Raw genomic sequence first — 19200 nt, 5'->3', positions numbered from 1 at the left:
ATTGTTTTCTTTATCTCCAGTTCATTAATCCATATGAAATACATGTTGTAGATTTTTTGATATGGGTGAATTATCCGGATTCACTTCCATCAGATCGCGCATATATAGCCACCACTTCTGAACAATGACTTCATTACCTAAATCTTGAGAAGAATGACCAGAAAGACGTTGCACAGCAAAAAGTGTATCCGTTTCTTCATCTAGAAAAATAGTATAATCAGAAATCCCATTATAATGAAGTAAATCAACCAATTCTGGCCAGATCTCATGATGTCTTTTTTTATATTCTTCCAGCATTCCTGGCTTTAGTTTCATTTTAAAAGCTACTTTTTCCATTATACTTTATTTTTTTCAATACTAATTTTGCTCATGCATCTTCTACCATGAGCATGATCCAATAGTAGACTTGCATCTCACTTTATATTTTCATTATTCTCCTCTTATCATCAGATTCCACCTCAAATTGGGTATCTTAAGATATGTTATTTATTCAGCATCTTATAAACCTCTGTTCCCCCCAACAAGAAACACCCCAAACCATAATCTTCAAAATCGGGCATACTTGAAAAACTTACGGGTTGTCCATCCTTTGGTTCCTTACCGGTCCCTTGCATAAAGCCTAGAAAACCAGAAGGATGAATGGCTTCATTAGACATGGCTATCCAAGCTTTTTCAACAACTGGTCGATATGTTTTTTCATCTAAAAGACCTTTATTAATTCCCCAAGCCATACCATATACAAATAAAGCGGTGCCTGAGGTTTCTCTTCCTCCAAAATGATTAGCATCATGTAAACTCACATTCCAAAAGCCATCTGCTCGCTGTATAGGCAATAGAGCTTCCATTAAATCCTTATAATCTTGAAGATACTCGGCCCGATGAGCCTCGTCTTGAGGAATCAAATCCAACACACGAACCAAGGCGGCTACTACCCAACCATTCCCTCTTGACCAATAACAATCTTGTCCATTAGGCTCCTGATAGGGTGGAACAAAATCTTTGTCTCGCCACCATAATTTATCGGCCTTATTATACAGTCCTCCACCCTCAATAACTTTTGAATGCTGGTACATTTTATACATATACTCAAAATAGGTCTTATCGTTATTCATGACACCTAATTTTGCAAAAACAGGCATACCCATCTGAATCGCATCTATCCATGTCCAATCATCGACTTTACCCGATTGTATGATAAAATCAATATTGGCTTTAATATCCTTAATACGCTGCGGTTGTGGGTCGATTTCATAAAGGTCCAAATACGTTTGACCACAAGCCTGATCATCTGCATTTCGTGTTTCGACACCATTGCGCATGCCCCATTTATGTTTATTTCCCCAATCTACAGCATAATTATAATAGCTCTGATCAGGATCGATTTGATATAATGCCATCAACCCTTCATAATAAACAGCTCTTGTCCAGATATTACTGGGGCGCCACCTGTTCGTATAAATAGGCTTTCCCGTATCGGGCCATTTATCCATAAAATAACGATTTGTCAATCTCAGCGACTGCAACACCTGATTGGAAGATATGTGCTGAGATGGAGCTTTCACCTGCTTAGCGCTAGCACAACCTGCTATGGTGACGATAGTAAGTAGCACAAGCATATAACACCAGTGTTTTGTTTTTTTCATATTTATAATGGAATAGTTTTATAATAATATCCTCCGAAATACTAAAATAGAAGTACAGCATTTATTCTTCGTTACGTTATTTTGTCATTTAAGATCATAAAATAGTAAGGAATAAGAATATGGATCAACGATATTCAGATTTAGTACCGGTTTTCAAATAGCTAGTATACACTTATTTTAGGATTTGCGCATCCTGAGGTATCCTGATGGATCAACTAAAAGCACAAAAAAATGGGCTAGATAGCCCATTTCTAACATCATTTATTTCATAAATTTTTTAATACCGATGCGGGATTGAAGTTTTAGCTGTTGCGCAACGAGCTTTGCATTCAATAGAGCACCAGCTTGTAGGGTATGAGTTGCATCTTTAGTATCAAAATAGGTGGTTTCAACTTTTTCTTTTCCTAGTTTCTCATATTCAGCAATGACCAAATCCTGTAATGGGATAAAAAAGCTACCCGAATTTTGAGCTGCTTCAGCAGCCCAAATCGCGTACTCAGATGATTTAACGTACTGACCATTCCAGCTATTACGAGGAACAGGAGAACAAATAATAGCCGTAGCCCCCTTATCCTTTATATTTTTCACAAAACGTCGCAGATAAAAACCATAACTATAAACAACCTCATGTTGCTTCAATAAGGGATTATATACCTCTTGATACTCATTACCATTACCTTTAATTGTTCCTCTTGAACGTAAGGTATCGACAATGGGACTTGAGTCATTATGTCCAAATTGCATGATCACAAAATCTCCTGGTCGAATACGATCTAACACCTGTTGCCATAATTTTGGATTATTATAAAAAGTTCTTGTACTTGTACCTCCTAACGCTTCATTTTTCACATGAATCTGAGAAAGATCAAAATAGGGATCCATAAAACTTCCCCATCCCCACTGACCATTAGATCCATTACCTTGTCCATTTTTTACCGTAGAGTCTCCGATTATAAAAAAAGTTGGTTTATTTTCCTTTAGTAAAAATGACATACTAAAAAATGCAAATAGCAGTCCAACAAGATTTAATAATTTTAATTTATTCCCAATATTCATTTCAATATGTTTTAAAAATCATAGATGAAGACTTTATTTTGCTTCAAGAATCTACATCTGTTTTCTTATCCTGCTACTTGTACAAAAAGTATATGCACTTCAACAACTTCCGGCAATTCATCAAACATTCACAACTCGTCTTCCAATCCGCAACTGATCCTTGGTCAATACCCTTATCCATCCCAAGAGTTTATACTGACAGCAAATTGCTCGTCATCATTAAGCCTATTTTAAATAATTGATCAATGAGCTCTGGATTTCTTTAAGACCTTGAACAACAGAGGCCGCGTTTTCCATAGCACCTTCTCTATTGGTATGTGTATGATCGCCAGGGAAAAATCTTTTCTTCACCAACTCAGCTCCAAGTTGATCATATTTATCAGCAGTAATACGATTCAGATCCAGAAATGCGATTTCTTGTTCTTCTGCAATTTGCCTCGCCCATAGACCATAATCCCGATCAGCACGTTTTACTTTACCTGTACCATCCCATTGATTGCGTGGGATCATAGATATCAATATTGGGGTCACGCCCTTATTCTTTGCCGCAATAACAAAACGACGTAAATTTTGACCATAAGAGTATACTACTTCTTTGCCCTTACTTCCCCAATCCAAAACCACTGAATCTGTTCCTATCCCAGGCAATACACCACGGTATCCTTGTTTACTCGTGTCAGGCTTGCTCCCTTCATTATGTCCAAACTGGATTAACAGGTAGTCCCCAGGTCGCAACATCGAATCAACTTTAGCCCACCGGCCCTCTTTAACAAAAGTACGTGTACTCCGCCCCGCCATAGCCTGATTATTGACACTTACTTGATTACTATCCAGAAATTCAGGCAGCAAAGTTCCCCATCCCCAATATTCTTGATTACTATTGCGTACCGTAGAATCTCCTATTAAATACACGGTAGGTCGATATTGATCCGCAACAAAAGAAATAAATACGAAAGCTAGTAAAACTAGAATTATCCATCTGGCGTTTAACATATTACTTATATTTAAATAATCACGATGTCTGCTAACTACTTTTATGAATTTCCTCATCTTCGGATTACTTCTCTATTTGGTTTTACAATTTTTAGAATAGGTTTCACTGGAGTTTGCATACCAGTGCCAAGATAATAACCTGTATGTGGGGGTTGATTATAAGCTACATTTTGCCAAGCAATACTCAAACGATACTGCGGGTCGTGCATTAAAGTATAGATACGATGATCGGTAGGAATAATTGTCGTATAGATCCGCAGATTTTGATTGTCATTTGTCCTTAAAATAAGTTCTTCGCGCCAATCCCCTAGAATATCTGCAGATAAATTAGGCGTTTTTTTGGTACCATTAATAGAAGAAGCGCCTTCGGCAGTAAAAATAATGCCTGTATTATATTTTTCAATATAATTGCTATTAAGCAATTCCCGACTTAGATCCTCATCCCACCAAATCAGAAAATTAGTTGAACCAGGTGCAACACCCACCATGTTTCCTTTCGCGTCATACATATCCTTAGAACCCAACCACCACAAGTAAGCCCCACGGTGGTTTGGATCAATATTTTCAGCTACTCCACGTGGGACATCTTGATCGATCGCATTTTTAAATAAAAGCTCACCATTCTTTGCATCTAATAAACTAACACCAATCCCTTTTCTACCTCCTTTTAGTTCATGGATACCAAAGATTTCTAGGCCTGGTCTATCTGGATCAAGATCACCAACATGCAAAGCATCACCATGTCCCAAACCTGTACTATACAAACCCTTACCCTGATCATCGATTACCATAGACCCAAAAACAATTTCATCCCGACCATCTTGATCGACATCTGCTACCGACAAACTATGATAACCCTGTCCCGAATAAGGATGTTTACGCCCTTTGGTATCAAAAACCCAACGACTCACTAATTTTTTATCTTTAAAATCCCAAGCAGCTAAGGCGGTTCTTTCATAATAACCTCTAGTCATGATCACACTCGGGTTCTCCCCATCCAAGTAGGCAACAGCAGCTAAGTAGCGATCGCCACGATTTCCGTTGGTATCACCCCAAGAACGAAGATCTTCCCGACCTGGAAGATAATCAACCGTACTCACCGCTTCTCCAGTCAGACCATCAAAAACCGTTAAAAATTCGGGACCAGTCAAAATCCTTCCAAAATTTATAGAAGTTCTTACCGTATCGCGCCAGTCTGCTAAAGGATTCCCAATGATCTTACCCAGCCCATCTCTTGTTCCATCTGCAGTTTTACAAACCAATTCTGCACGTCCATCATTATCCAGATCATAGACCATAAATTGTGTATAATGTGCCCCTTCCCGAATATTTTTACCTAGATTGATTTCCCATAAAAAAGTACCATCCAATTGATAAGCTTGAAAAATAGGTTCAGATGTAATGCCATTATGCGCATTATCATGAGCAATTCCAGTTTGGTGGACAATCAATTCGTAACTGCCATCACCATCCAGATCTCCAACAGAAACATCTCCGGGTGTATATCCAGCTGGAGTTCGCAAAGGAATATTTAGGTATTGTTGGATTTGCTGATCTTTAGTCAACGTGATTTTATCCACTTCTACTTCTTTCCCAGCTTGGACAAGAGCCAATGTATAGATCACCTCTTGCTTCAGGTCAACAGTTTGATCCAAAAAATTAGTTCCTTTAATCAAAGGAGTTCTATTTAATTTTTGTTTAGGACCATCCCCTTGTTGCCTATAAAGCGTAAAAGCGGTTTCATAATCATCCGTACCTAACAATCTCCAGCTCAAAAAAACCGATTTATCCGTTGTTTTCAGACCTACCATACCTCTGTTGAGAAACTCCATGTTTCTCTGTGCTGATAAATCAAAATAACTGATCAGCACAACCATGATCCATAAAAGTTTAATTTTCATCATTTAGGTATGAAACTTTTGAGGTTAGCAAATTATAGTTTTTTATGATTGACAGTGACATTTTTAAGCGTAAAATCCTGAATATATTCTTGATGAATAACTGGATCTTTTGAAGCACGAATATTCATATTTTCAAATGTAAAATTGGATAACACATATTGTTGTGAATTCAATACGTCAAATACGATAGCACAGTCAAGATCGATATTACGCAATAACATATTTTTTGCATAGGACATTTTAATTTGATTTTCACCCTTTAAATCGAAAAATTGAGTCCAGGGTTTGATATACAACATGCTTTGTACATTTCCTTTAATATTTTCAATCAGGATATTTTCATATTCCTGCGGAGTATCTGGCCTCATCTTTAATTGAAGAAGCTTCTGTGCTTGATCTAAAGTATTATTTCTAAATATAATATTATAGCTATGCACGGATTCGCTACCAAAGGTCAAAGCACTATGACAGAAACCAAAAAAACAATTTTCAATGATCACATTATAATTTGGTCCATTATTTGGATCCAGATTAGACTTTGGCCCTTTACCACCTTTCAAAGCAATAGCATCATCGTTGACCGACATATAACAATCTTTTATCAATACTTGATGACATACATCCAGATCAATAGCATCTGAACTGGGGGCTTTTACTGGCGCTTTTGGTGCCGTAATATGTAATCCGATTAATTTCAGATTTTCACATTTATAGTAATGAGAAGTCCAAAAAGGAGAGTTTACCAATCGAATGCCCGAAATCTGTACATCTTTACTATTGGAAACATACAATAATCTAGGTCTCATTTCGTCCATATTGGTACAGTTGGGATTAAATTGACGTCTCAGCCAAAAAGATTTCCAATAACGAAGACCATTTCCATCTAAAGTCCCTTTACCCGAAATCGTAAAACCATCAACTTGATCGGCATTCACTAAAGCCAAAAAATAGGTTAAGGTCTGTCCCTCCATACGTGTCTCTGCCAATGCAAAGTCTGCAATGTCATCACTCCCTTTCAATACAGCACCTTCCTCCAGATGTAAATGTGTTTTTGGTTTAAAGAACAACGATCCACTGAGGTAAACACCTCGAGGTATAACCACTACACCACCCCCACTTTCGTACGCCTTATCTATGGCGCGTTGGATCTTGGCTGTTTGTATGATCGTGCTATCTTGTATAACATCAAAATCTGTTATGCTATATTTTTGTCCTAAACTTTCAATAGCAGTAGGTACTACCGTTTCAAACCAATCTGATATGGGCGCTCCATTTGGAAATTTATGTTGTCCATTTACATGGGAGAACACAACAAAAGCTAGGAGTACAAGTAAAGAGCAACAAGTTTTTCTCATTATATTAGATTTTTATTGATGGTTTATAGTTGTACTGATTCTGGTCAGCATATGTATATTTCTCTGTTTCCTGTACTACCTCTATGAATCAGGTCATATAAGCTTATCATCTCAACAGTAAAAGATCTTAAAGGTATGAACATTTTCACCAAGAGCTGTCCTGTAGTATCCTGAATACCAATTTTTTCAAAGCTCCTTCTCTATATCCATAAAAAATAAGTTGGTATGAACGTAATAATCAATTAATCAGTTAACACATTTATTTTTGGCATCACGAACTGTGTATTTTCCTTTTCTCCTTTAGGTATTCCAAAGTAAAAATATAAGGTTCTGGTGGTTTCTCCATGTAGTTGATTCAACTCACCCGCAGGACCGTTAACTGCAGCATTATTGTTGATTCCCAATGCTAATTTAGTTCCTATTGGCGGAATAGCGTCTAAAAAAGATATATCTCCTGAAGGCAATTGAGGATAACCTTTGGGGCCAGAGATCCCATAAAATTCGAACAACCGTAAAAACATATTATCCTGTTCTGTTGCGACCAAGAATTTACCTTGCACTGTATTAAATTGCACCCAACTTACATCTGAAAAATATCCCTTAAATTCAGGAAATATCCATGGTCCGATACCCGCATGCCCATCGTTATACATTTTTTCCCAAGTATTCAACGTTACCCCCTGCATCCTATTTTTCCAGACGCGATAAGGACCATTCCCCAACCATTTAGCACTAATGATATAATTCTCAGGAAAACTGAAACTAACACCGGCGTATAAAGTTGGTTTATTTATGTGATAGGCATAATCCAGCTTCAGCCAACCATCAGGATGCATAGTCCAACGAATGAGACTCAAACCACCTTCCAATATAAATTCGACAATCTGATTTTGACCGTCTTTCCAGGTTTTAGCTGTTTTGACATGCGATTGTCCATCCGTTAATATAGGTCCATTATTGAATGCCAATTTCATACTGTAATCATTCGCTAGATCTACAAGAAGTCCTGTTTTCTTTGCAATGAAAGCCGTTATTCCATTTGCTTTCAAGATATAATTGGTACTATCATCCGTTAATGTTACAGCACTAGCAGATTTTATGGGCAAAATTTCGGCAGTGATCCGTTTATTATCCTTTATTCGCCATGTCCATGTATAAATTTCTTCTCCATGCGAATCTACAGCGGTTAATAAGAGTGCATCATACTGGTTCCAATCGTTAGGAAGCTGTAGTTGGAGCACACCTTTCTCTGTAGGGGCTATTGCTGGGCTATTGATCACCTGTCCACCAATAGCATCCATGCCAGCCCGATCTGCATCAGGTCGTTGATAAGTCACCAGTTTATACGCAAAAGAACATTCTTTTAAATTCGTATGATGATAGCGATTCTCAACTTCAATCGCACCATCAAAATTTGCTGGTAATTGTTTTAAGGTAATATGAACGGGTGAAAAAATTTCTTTTATCGCATAGAAACTACCTTCTTTTTCACGATATGGACCGAGAATACCATCCGGCGCATTCACTTTATTGACATCGATCTGTCCATTAAAATCTGTTCGCACTAAACCTTCATCGGCAAAATCCCAAATAAAACCTCCTGCACCAAGTTTTGCATTCCAATGCAACTCCCAAATATCGGCAAGACCAGCCGCTGCGCCTCCATCGTCCTGAGCATGCAAAAATTCGGTAGGCATATAAATATGCGGTCCCTCTAAAATCTTTTTGGTGGAATAGAAATCTTCGTAATGATTACAATCAATACCATTGATCTCGTTTCCAGGTCGGTGATGCGCATGGATCACCGTACGTCCAGAAAGATCATATTTTTTATACTCATCGATCAGTTCTTTGTTATGTCCCCCTTCATTCCCATTACTCCAAAGAATGATCGATGGATGATTCACATCACGAATAACCATTTCTTTAACCAATTTTTTTCCTACAGGCGTTTGGTACGCTTTCTGCCAACCAGCTAACTCGTCCAATACATAAAGACCCAAAGAATCACAGATTTCTAAAAAAGATTTGTCTGGTGGATAATGGGAACAACGCACAGCATTCATATTCATTTCCTTAATCAGCTTGACATCATTCAAATCGATATCGCGATTCACTGATCGTCCTGTTTCAGGCCACCAAACATGCCTATTCACACCTTTCATTTTGACTTTCACACCATTTACAAAAATGCCATCGCCTTCCCGAACCTCTATTGTTCTAAACCCAAAACGTTCTTGATGTTCGTAAACCTCTTCATTCTTTTTTCCCAATGTAAAAACAGCATGATATAAGTGAGGTGTTTCTGCTGTCCATAACAAAGGTTTATCTACAGACAGTTCAATTAATTTAACAGAATCTGATGGCTGTACAGTAAACTTTTTAACAGCAATAGTCTTATCCAAACGATCTTTGATCTCAAGTAATAGCTCTTCTTTCTGGGTCAATCCTTCCAAGTAAACATGACTACGAAAACTCCCATCAGCCTGAGCATCTATGGCTGTCCAACTGATATGCTTCTGTGGCGTTGCTTCCAGATAAACGGGCCTGTAGATACCGCCCAAAATCCAATAATCAGCTAAACGCTCCGCGTTGTTTACCGTTTTTTCATCTGACATTTTTGATACCATTACTTCTAATGAATTGGGTTTTCCAAACCGAATTTTATCCGTAATATCATATTTAAATCTATAAAAAGCACCTTGGTGGACCTCTCCTGCCAACTGACCATTAATTTTTACTTCCGTATCGGTCATAGATCCCTCAAATACAATAGCCACTTTTTTTCCTTTCCATTGTGCTGGTATTTCAAAATGATGACGGTATAAACCTTTCTCATCATTAAATTGAAAATTTTTACCATAGGTAACATAGTCGCGACCATAATTGTACGCTCCAAACCCCTGCTGTTCCCAATGGCTTGGCACAGCAATCTGAGTCCATTTACCTGCATTTCGGCCACCAGTGACCCAAAAATCCCACGCTACCGTATGCGCATTATCTGTTCCAGAAAGATATTGAATTTGTTTTTTAGACTGTCCCTCAACGAGGGTCGCTAACAATAAATAAAATAGGATAGAAATTGTAATGCGGATATTTAACATAGGTCGATTCTTTGTATGAAAGTATCTAAAGTATAGAATTTTATATGCAAAAGTATCCTGAACTTACCTGCTATGTCCATCAAATCATTGAAAGCAGTTGATCTACTTTCCAAAGAATCATCAGATAGCAAAGATGCCCCATCAAGATCAAATCATGCCTACATAGCATAATGAATGATAGGATTAAAAAATAGGGATATCACTTTCACATCATGACAGCACAGGACAATCCATTCATTTTGTTTCTTTAGTATTGTAAAGTAAGATTTCAGGCACATGTTAATGTGTACGATTACAGTCTTCTTCCTCATAAAAGTTAGTATACTTGATAGCAACATAACTAAAATGATCAAAGAAGTCCATAAATTTTTATCATAATAAGTGAATTGGTTTTTTTACAAAGGTTTTCATTCTCCCTGTCTGAAAACCTTTTTTTTATGTCACCTATTCCTTTTATAAGAAGTTAATATCGAAACTATAATGCTAAAATTTATGAGTACAATTACTCACTGGCTCTCCATATATTTTCCAATATCGTTCGATCTACCTTAAAAGCAGTACCATGCCTTGTCCCTTTTGGAAAACTAACCTGATCCGAAACATCCTCCCAATCTACACCATCTTTACTACGGACTGCACCATACTGATGGTCACGATATTTATCGAAATAGACATAGATATATTCGCCTACTAGAAGAGGAGCAGGTCCTTCAGCCCAATAGCTACCGGTGATCGGTTTAGAAACTTCTGTAGGAAACCCATTTTTTAAACTTTTACTGACCGTAAATCGGATATTTTTTTCTGGTGGATTAGAGTTTTCATTTTTCAGAAACATCATATACTCGTCGTTATGTTTCTGAAAAATAGCCGCATCGATCACGCTAAAATCTGGATTGAAAAATAAACTGGTTTTAGAAAAAACAGTAAAATCTCGTGTGGAAACACTATACATACGATGATTTAATCCTTTCTCACTCGCACTTGTATTCACTTCCAGATGACGTCCAGGTATCGTACTTGCCCACATGACATGGTACTGTTGCTCAGCTTTGTCATAAAAGACCTCAGGAGCCCAAGCATTTTTTGCTTCAGACTCCTCCTCCATGACAGGAATAGACTTTTGTGCTGTCCACTGCATAAGATCTTTAGAAGACGAATAACCAATACTCTTATCCCACCATCCAGTTGTCCATACCAAATGAAAATTTCCATCTGGACCTAAACAAATACTAGGATCACGCATCAGTTTATCTTTCCCGATCATAGGCTTGAGAAATGATTTACCATGGTGTAGGGGTTCCCATTTTAGACCATCCAAACTGTAAGCAAGATGCAATCCATCAGCGCCATTATCTACAAAATAGGAAAAGAGATAAACAGAAGATTGTCCCTTGACACAAAATCCCAATAACAACAATAGTGGGAAAAGAAATAGTTTTTTCATCATCATCCTTTCAAATTATGCATAATTACTTTAAACTGATCGCTATATCCAAAAATTAAAACTGTACCGAACTATCGTTGATCACGTACTTATTATTATTAATCAATTCATATATTTCAGCACCAGCAAGTAAAACAGGACCATAACCATGAGCCGCAAATTTATTGACAGGCCTAAAATAATAAAAAGCAGGATCAAACCCCATACCTGTACCTACACAAGTACCCATAACTTGCCCCTCATGATTGACTTGAGAATCAACGGCATTCCAGGCTTGAAGAACCATAGGTCCATAAGCTTTTTTATCCAACCAGCCCGCATTGATGCCCCTAGCTATACAATACGCATAAATTGCTGTTGCCGATGTTTCTAAATAAGAGTTATTTCGATCCAGCAACTGATGCCAAAAACCTGTACCATCTTGAAGGGATGCCAAACCCTGCACATGTTTTTTATACTGTGCTAATAATGCACCCTTAGCGGCATGTTTATCTGATAATACATTCAAAAGTTCGACCATAGTCAATAATGCCCACCCGTTGGCTCTGGCCCAATGAAATGCAGGATGCGGATCCATATCCTGCACCCAGCCATGCCGATATAAACCCTTCTCTGGTAAAAACATTTTATCAGTAAATAACCAAAATTGCCGGATCGCTTCATCCATATATTGAGGATCTTCACTATACATAGACATCTGTGCCAAAGCAGGCAAACTCATATACAGATCATCTAACCAAAGTGTATTCGGTAGAGGCCTATTTCGTGCCAGAGTGCCATCGCTCAAGCGAAATTCTTTATTTAAAATATAGTCAATGTAATGATGAGTAATGCCATTAATATCCTTTTTTAGGGCATTGGATCGCTGTGCCTTGATCATAGCTGCGCACATCGCCCCAGCATCGTCCAAAGCATGTGGTTGCAATACCGAATGTACAGGCGAGCGGTAACCCGGATATTGTTCTTCCAAAGCACGAAATTGAGGGAGAACATCTGCAATCAATTCTAATCGACGATGTGTATAATCAGCATATTTTTGATCATGAGTGGTTTCCGTGACACGAAGCATAGCACCATAAGTCACCCCCCATTCATAACTGATCAATCGAAAATCACCTTTTTTAAAAATACTGTTCGTATCGATCAGATGAATATCTTTTATTGGCTTATGGCTTTGCGCATGCTCCAACATCACAGGAGTGACATTATTCAAATAAGCATATACGCGATCTATTGTTTTTTTAATACCCGATGTTGTCACTTCACCATAACGAACAGGATAATCCGGCTGTAGTAAATGTAAAGGCGTATTTGAATCATTGGATTCGATGGTACTCCCCACCTGCTGTCCAAAGGAATGACTTCCTAATAGTAACAACAAAAAAGATAGACTGTAAATCCTTTTTTTTAAAATCATCGTTCTAGGTTTAATATTTTTATAATTGATTGTCCCTAAAATTGATATTTAGAAACAAGATTCCGTTTCAACTTTCCTCCTTAATTCAGAATTTTATGGCGTCACATTGACTTCATTTAATTACCATCAGGTTTTGTGGCACCAGTGATCATACTGGGGGGCCAATTCCATTTCTTCCAATCATTTGGATGAATGGAGTCATACCCATCAAAATTTTGAATATGTTTGGCAAGTGGCAATTTGCTTTTCTCAATACCTTGTAAAACCATCAATGCTATTTCATGAGCACCGTAAGTGTTAAAATGAGTATTGTCAGCTAGTGGCTCAGGTTGATTAGGAAAAGTTCCTGCAGCATAATGAACAAGAGCTTTTTTTGAACCTTCAACTCCCAATGCCTGATAGAATTGAGTTGTCATCAAGTTGAGATCAATGACAGGAACATTCAATTCATCGGCAACCATTCGAGCCGCTTCTGGAAAATCACCTAAAGTATTGACAACATTTCCATCATCATCAAAAGCTCTTCGTGCTGTAGAAGTGACAATAATAGGAGTACCTCCTTTTTTCCTAAACTCCCTTACAAATAGTCTCAACCTATCCGAATACGATAAAAATGCACCTGCATATTCGCCTTTTTCTTTTTGATCATTATGTCCAAATTCTACAAATAGATAATCACCAGGTTGAGCATCTGTCAATATTTTATTGAATCGATAAGCAGAAAGAAATGATCCTAGCGAGAGACCAGACTCCGCCTGGTTGACCACAACGACTTGATCGTCAAAATATGCGGGTATCATTTGTCCCCAAGATGCCCATGGCTCTTCTTCTTGATTCACAACAGTAGAGTTTCCAGCTAAAAAGATAGACGTTATATCCTTTGCGCTTTCAATTCGAATAGATTCAATAAAATTTTGCCCCTGAAACTCTAATGTCAATTTATCATCCCAATCCAATTTATGACGTTCTCTTTCCTTTAATTTTATGGTTTCTGTTGTACTAATTTTTGCATCTTTTACCTGAACCACAAATGTTTGTTCAGGCATTCCGGTTGAATGGACCACATACTGATTTAAATAATTGCGTCTTGACTCAGCACGTATGGTACTCGTAAAACTATTTTTTTGAGGAGCATATCGAACTGTTATTTTATATGCACCTTCTGATAATTTAAAAGAGAAATAAAAAGGCTTGTCGCTGATCAAACAGTTATTTTTAAGAAAAATATTTTTTTCTGTCCCAAAATCAAATCCAAAACCGCTCTGCGAATCATAACGGATCGCATCATTGATATTTATTTCATTTTTCTCCTTTTTTATTTTGGAACCAAAACTGTAAATATATTGCTCCTGAGCATACGTGCAAGTGAATATCGTCATACAAAAAATACCCCCCAATATGGTGCTTAAAATTCGATGAAATATTTTTTCCATGTGCAAGAAGATTAATAATTTGCTCTATAATAACGTAACTCAATAATATCATTAGGGATAGATTGAGTATTCCAATGTTCATGGATCACCAGAGCTGCTCCCAATGCCGTCGCTTGCGCCATAGAGGCTGCAAAAACCTCCACTTCAGAAAATTCCTTTGCTAATAAATTCATATAAATATGATTTTTACTAAACCCGCCATCGACAAATATTCTAGATACCTGATTGGTGTCTAAAATAAGCTTAGTTGATTGAACCTGCGCCTTGATTAAATACAAGACTAAACTATGATAAGCCTCTTCGTAATTTTGAAATCTTTCTAATGGTATTGTTGAAAAAGCCTTTAAATCACTGTCAATTTCCGACAATGATAATTGATCAACAATCGACCAATTAATTTGTAGATTACGAAATTTAGCAGTCGTCACCTGAAAGAAATCAGCGATTCGTTTCGATTGCAACTCATGTTCATAACCTGCAAATAATCGAGAAGCCTTCACAGGAGTTCCTGCATAGGATTGATAAAATAAGCAATCCTGTTTTAACTCATCAACGGTTAAAGCACGATGATTAAAAGGGTTGAAAGCAATACACCAAGTACCTGTAGAGATTAAAATAAAGGGTTCATGAAAATTCAACAAATAAGGTATCAAGGCTGATGAACTATCATGTAAACCAGGTCCAACACGATAAGGGCTACCTGGAAATGCGCCATCAAATACCTCGTTTCCCTGTACAATAGGAGCCAATTTTTCCTGTATACCTTCCTCTTTCACCCAATCGTGATAATCACCTTTCTCAAAATCCCAAAGACCCGTATGACAGCCAATGCTGGTCATATCCGAATATGTTTTTCCAGAAACCAGAAAGCTTAAGTATTGCGGCAAGTGCAGCGCAAACTTAACCTGTTTAAATATAGCTGGTTTTTCCTTTTTCAACCGCAAGAGTTGGAAGCCTGAATTTAGGCTTCCCAAAGCTGGCGAAGAGGTAATCATCGAAAATGATTCTTTGCCACCATTTTTTGCATATACATCCTCTTGAATAGCAGTTGGAAATTCTTTGAGATAATTGTATAGCGGTGTCAATGGGCGTCCATGCTCATCAATGTAAACAAAACTAGCCCCATAAGAAGTGAAATTTATTGCTTTGATTTCAAATTCATTTTTTCGAAATATCTCATGAAGAGAATCAAATACAGACAAACGAAGGCTTTCTAGATTCTCACATGGATCACCATCTTCATCTGTTGTTTCTAAAAACCGAGCCGAACGTTCGAATACGATGTGATAATGCTCATCAAAAAGAAACAGCTTCTTATTTGTTTTACCAACATCAAAAATAGCAACAACTGGAATTTTCTTATCATTCATGCTTTCGCTCTTATAATCCCGTTGCCACAGTATTTAAACCTCTCTCCGCGATTAATTGACTTCTGATTTCATTTTCTTGAAAAAGCTGGACAGGATCAATTGCCCCTCCCATCCGCAATCTTGCCTCCGCCACTAGCGCTCTAACATCTGTTCGGAAAGCATCTTGCAATAGTTCTTGGGCCTTCACAATATCATTGCTTTGCTGTGCCTTTTTTAAAGCTTCACGATCAACCAACAACGCCTGTGCATAAGCAATTTTAATGGCTTCTACAGATTGCAATAAATCAATCAACGGATCTTTTAAATTGTGTGAAGCATCAATCATCCATCCTAAACCAGAAGCGTGATCCATACCGTGAAGGTCCATCCCATCGATTAATTCATTAAAGATCAAAAAGAGTTGATAAGGCTTGATACTCCCTGCCGTAAGATCATCATCGGCATATTTACTATCATTAAAATGAAAACCACCCAATTTTTTTTCCATCAACAATAAAGACACGATCTGCTCAATATTTGCATTCGGCAAGTGATGCCCCAGATCAACCAAGGTATACGCTTTGGGACCTAGCTTATTGGCCAGCAATAATGATTGTCCCCAATCTCCAATTGTGGTGGAATAAAAATGAGGTTCAAATGCTTTATACTCAACAAATAATTTCCAATCTTCTGGAAGGTGATGATAGATTTCTTGTAAGCTAGCAAGCGTATTTTGGAATGCTTCACGAAAATTCAATTGACCCGGAAAAGACGATCCATCAGCCAGCCAAACTGTTAACGCTTTAGAGCCAAGTGATTTTCCATAATTAATCACCTCAATATTATGATCAACAGCCTGCTTACGCACTCTTTGATCGACATGATGCAATGAACCATGTTTATAGCTGTAGGCTTGATGGGGTTGATCTTGAAAGGTGTTCGAATTCACTGCGTCAAATGCGATCCCTAAAGAATCTGCCAATTCCTTTATTTTGTTAGCGTCTGTAGGGATATCCCAAGGTATATGCAAAGAAATCGCTCCGCTGGATTTATTTAAAGCATGCAATAATCCGACATCTTCTAATTTTTGCTCCAAATTTCCTGGCTCTCCGGCACCAGAAAATCGTCCAAAACGGGTACCACCAGTACCAAGAGCCCAGCTAGGTATTGCAATTTGAAATTGCTGAAGCTTTTCTAAAATGTAGTCTAGATGGGTAATATCCGAAGAGAGATGAGTAAAATTTCTTTTATGTTTATCGAGTAATTGATTATTATGTTGATCTACGACCTGTTTGTTTAGTATCATAATTAAATGGGTTAATGATTAATAATTTAAAGAAATATCGAGTGAATTTCCTCCACTCGATATCTAATTGCTTTTAATTAGCGTACAAATGCCATTGCAACCCCGCCATCGACGTTCAGAACATTTCCTGTAGATTTATTTAACAAACCGCTTACATAAACAAAACAAGCATTTGCAATATCCTCAGGAAGAATAATCTCGTTCAATAAAGTACGTTTAGCATAATAAGCTGGCAATTCCTCAACACTTACACCATATGCTAGTGCGCGGCCTTCTGCCCATCCACCGGCCCAAATATTACTATCAGAAATAACCGCATCAGGATTAACCACATTTACGCGTATTTTTGATAGACCTAATTCCGCAGCACACAAACGGCTTAAATGTAACTGTGCTCCTTTAGCACTGCCATAAGCCGCATTGTTAGGACCACTGACCAACGCATTTTTACTAACAATATTAAGAATGTCACCCCCTATATTTTGTCCCTTCAAGATTGGAGTAACTGCTTGAGTAACTAAAAACTGACCTTTTACCAATACATTGTACAGTAAGTCCCAGTCCTTTTGAGTATGATCTTCAATCGTTTTAGAAATGGATAATCCTGCGTTATTGACAATGATATCAACACCTCCAAATGCCAATGCGGCATCATTAAGTGCCTGTTTAATCTGCGCTTCATTGGTTACATCGAGGATCGTGGTAATAACGGCATCTCTACCAAATTCCGATACAAAATCTTGCTCACAAGCTGCAAGTCGTTCGGCATTGATATCATTTAACACAATAACAGCTCCTTCTTGTGCCATTTTCTTTGCTATAGCTTTACCAATACCCCCACCACTTCCGGTCACTAGCGCAATTTTACCTGAAAGAGCCTTAGGTCGCGGCATACGTTGCAATTTGGCTTCTTCCAACAACCAATATTCAATATCAAAAGCCTCTTGCCTTGGCAGCGCTGTATACGCACTAACAGCTTCTGCACCTTTCATCACATTGATGGCATTGGTATAAAACTCGGCAGCCACACGAGCAGTTTGTTTATCTTTTGCAAATGAAAACAGACCTACTCCAGGATATAAAACAATGACTGGATTTTTATCTCGAATAAGGGGACTATTATCATGCTTACAATTTTCATAGTACTTCTCGTACATCAAACGATAGTCTTCAAATAAGGGTTCCAATTTTGTTTTCAGTTCTTCCACATCATCCAAATTCTCTGACTTATCCAAGTGGAGTACCAAAGGCTGAATTTTAGTTCTTAAAAAATGATCGGGACAACTTGTTCCCAGAGGAGCTAATCGCTCCAGATCATGAGAATTAATGAATTCCAATACGCGTTCATCGTCTGTAAAATGTCCGATCATATGACGTTCGCTTGAACAAAATCCTCTTAATATAGGAGCTAATTTTGAAGCTTGAGCATTCCGGTCTTCCTTTTGGAGGCTTTCGATCTTTTGTCCGCCAAATACAGGACCTCTTTGACCATAATTCTTTTCCAGATATGCGGCACAGGTTTCAATTATATCCAGTGAATTGATATAGCAATCGTAAGCAGTATCCCCCCAGGTAAATAAACCGTGAGATCCCAACATAATACCGCGGATATCTGGATTTGCATGAAGACAAGCCTGCAGTTGTAATCCTAAATCAAATCCGGGACGTTGCCAATCCACCCAACCAATGGCACCATTAAACAGTTCTTCCGTAATTTTCTTTCCATCTTTTGCTGCGGCTATTGCGATTGCAGCATCAGGATGTAAGTGATCAATATGTTTGAAAGGTAGAAAACCATGCAATGGCGTATCAATCGAAGGAGCCTTAGAACTTAAATCAAAAATACAGTGATTGAATAATTCCACCATTTCATCTTCATAATCGATCCCTCTATAGACATTTGCTAGATGACGTAAACGCTGCAGATATAATGCTGCAAGTCCTGATTTTTTCAAAGTACCAATATCGCCTCCAGATCCTTTTATCCACATCACTTCAACATCTTCATCTGTGAGTGGATCTTTCTCCCAGACTTTACAAGAAGTATTACCTCCTCCATAATTGGTAATTCTTAGATCTGCGCCTAAAATATTTGAACGATATAATAATAAAGCAACTTCATCGCCTTCCAATGATTTCGCTTTTTGATCGTCCCACAAGTAATTGACATTTTTGTACGTTTTCACTGCTATATATATT

General features: G+C 37.8%; 13 protein-coding genes. All 13 read right to left on the bottom strand.

Going from position 1 to position 19200, the window contains the following annotated elements; genetic code table 11:
• Window positions 1–24: 24 nt before the first annotated feature.
• Window positions 25–336: an L-rhamnose mutarotase gene (rhaM, locus tag MUB18_RS08170; protein ID WP_248755594.1), complete on the bottom strand. Its 312-nt coding sequence runs from the start codon at window positions 334–336 to the stop codon at window positions 25–27.
• 146 nt (window positions 337–482) lie between these two features.
• Window positions 483–1643: a glycoside hydrolase family 88 protein gene (locus MUB18_RS08165; RefSeq protein ID WP_248755593.1), complete on the bottom strand. Its 1161-nt coding sequence runs from the start codon at window positions 1641–1643 to the stop codon at window positions 483–485.
• Window positions 1644–1904: 261 nt separating this feature from the next.
• Complete coding sequence (locus MUB18_RS08160) at window positions 1905–2699, bottom strand: rhamnogalacturonan acetylesterase (RefSeq protein WP_248755592.1); 795 nt, start codon at window positions 2697–2699, stop codon at window positions 1905–1907.
• Between the two features lie 225 nt (window positions 2700–2924).
• Complete coding sequence (locus MUB18_RS08155) at window positions 2925–3692, bottom strand: rhamnogalacturonan acetylesterase (protein ID WP_248755591.1); 768 nt, start codon at window positions 3690–3692, stop codon at window positions 2925–2927.
• Between the two features lie 53 nt (window positions 3693–3745).
• Window positions 3746–5596, bottom strand: a complete 1851-nt coding sequence (locus MUB18_RS08150; RefSeq protein WP_317233182.1) for a rhamnogalacturonan lyase — start codon at window positions 5594–5596, stop codon at window positions 3746–3748.
• 29 nt (window positions 5597–5625) lie between these two features.
• Entirely contained in the window at window positions 5626–6948 is a 1323-nt protein-coding gene (locus MUB18_RS08145) for a glycoside hydrolase family 28 protein (protein WP_248755590.1), read from the bottom strand.
• Between the two features lie 242 nt (window positions 6949–7190).
• Window positions 7191–10052 (bottom strand): glycoside hydrolase family 2 protein, encoded by a 2862-nt coding sequence (locus tag MUB18_RS08140; protein WP_248755589.1) that lies wholly within the window; start codon window positions 10050–10052, stop codon window positions 7191–7193.
• Window positions 10053–10554: 502 nt separating this feature from the next.
• Window positions 10555–11496 (bottom strand): glycoside hydrolase family 43 protein, encoded by a 942-nt coding sequence (locus MUB18_RS08135; RefSeq protein ID WP_248755588.1) that lies wholly within the window; start codon window positions 11494–11496, stop codon window positions 10555–10557.
• 55 nt (window positions 11497–11551) lie between these two features.
• Window positions 11552–12913 carry a glycoside hydrolase family 105 protein gene (locus tag MUB18_RS08130; protein ID WP_248755587.1) on the bottom strand — a complete coding sequence of 454 codons (1362 nt, stop codon included), beginning with the start codon at window positions 12911–12913 and terminating at the stop codon, window positions 11552–11554.
• Between the two features lie 116 nt (window positions 12914–13029).
• Window positions 13030–14346 carry a rhamnogalacturonan acetylesterase gene (locus tag MUB18_RS08125; RefSeq protein WP_248755586.1) on the bottom strand — a complete coding sequence of 439 codons (1317 nt, stop codon included), beginning with the start codon at window positions 14344–14346 and terminating at the stop codon, window positions 13030–13032.
• Between the two features lie 11 nt (window positions 14347–14357).
• A complete protein-coding gene (locus MUB18_RS08120) occupies window positions 14358–15716 on the bottom strand; it encodes an FGGY-family carbohydrate kinase (protein ID WP_248755585.1) in 1359 nt (452 codons plus the stop codon).
• A 10-nt stretch (window positions 15717–15726) separates the two neighbouring features.
• Window positions 15727–17001: a TIM barrel protein gene (locus MUB18_RS08115; RefSeq protein ID WP_248755584.1), complete on the bottom strand. Its 1275-nt coding sequence runs from the start codon at window positions 16999–17001 to the stop codon at window positions 15727–15729.
• 77 nt (window positions 17002–17078) lie between these two features.
• On the bottom strand, window positions 17079–19187 hold the full coding sequence (locus MUB18_RS08110; protein WP_248755583.1) for a bifunctional aldolase/short-chain dehydrogenase: 2109 nt from the start codon (window positions 19185–19187) through the stop codon (window positions 17079–17081).
• Window positions 19188–19200: the final 13 nt, after the last annotated feature.

This window comes from Sphingobacterium sp. PCS056, from assembly GCF_023273895.1.
In the GTDB taxonomy this organism is placed as follows: Bacteria; Bacteroidota; Bacteroidia; order Sphingobacteriales; family Sphingobacteriaceae; genus Sphingobacterium.
This window is presented reverse-complemented; position numbering and strand designations above follow the sequence as displayed.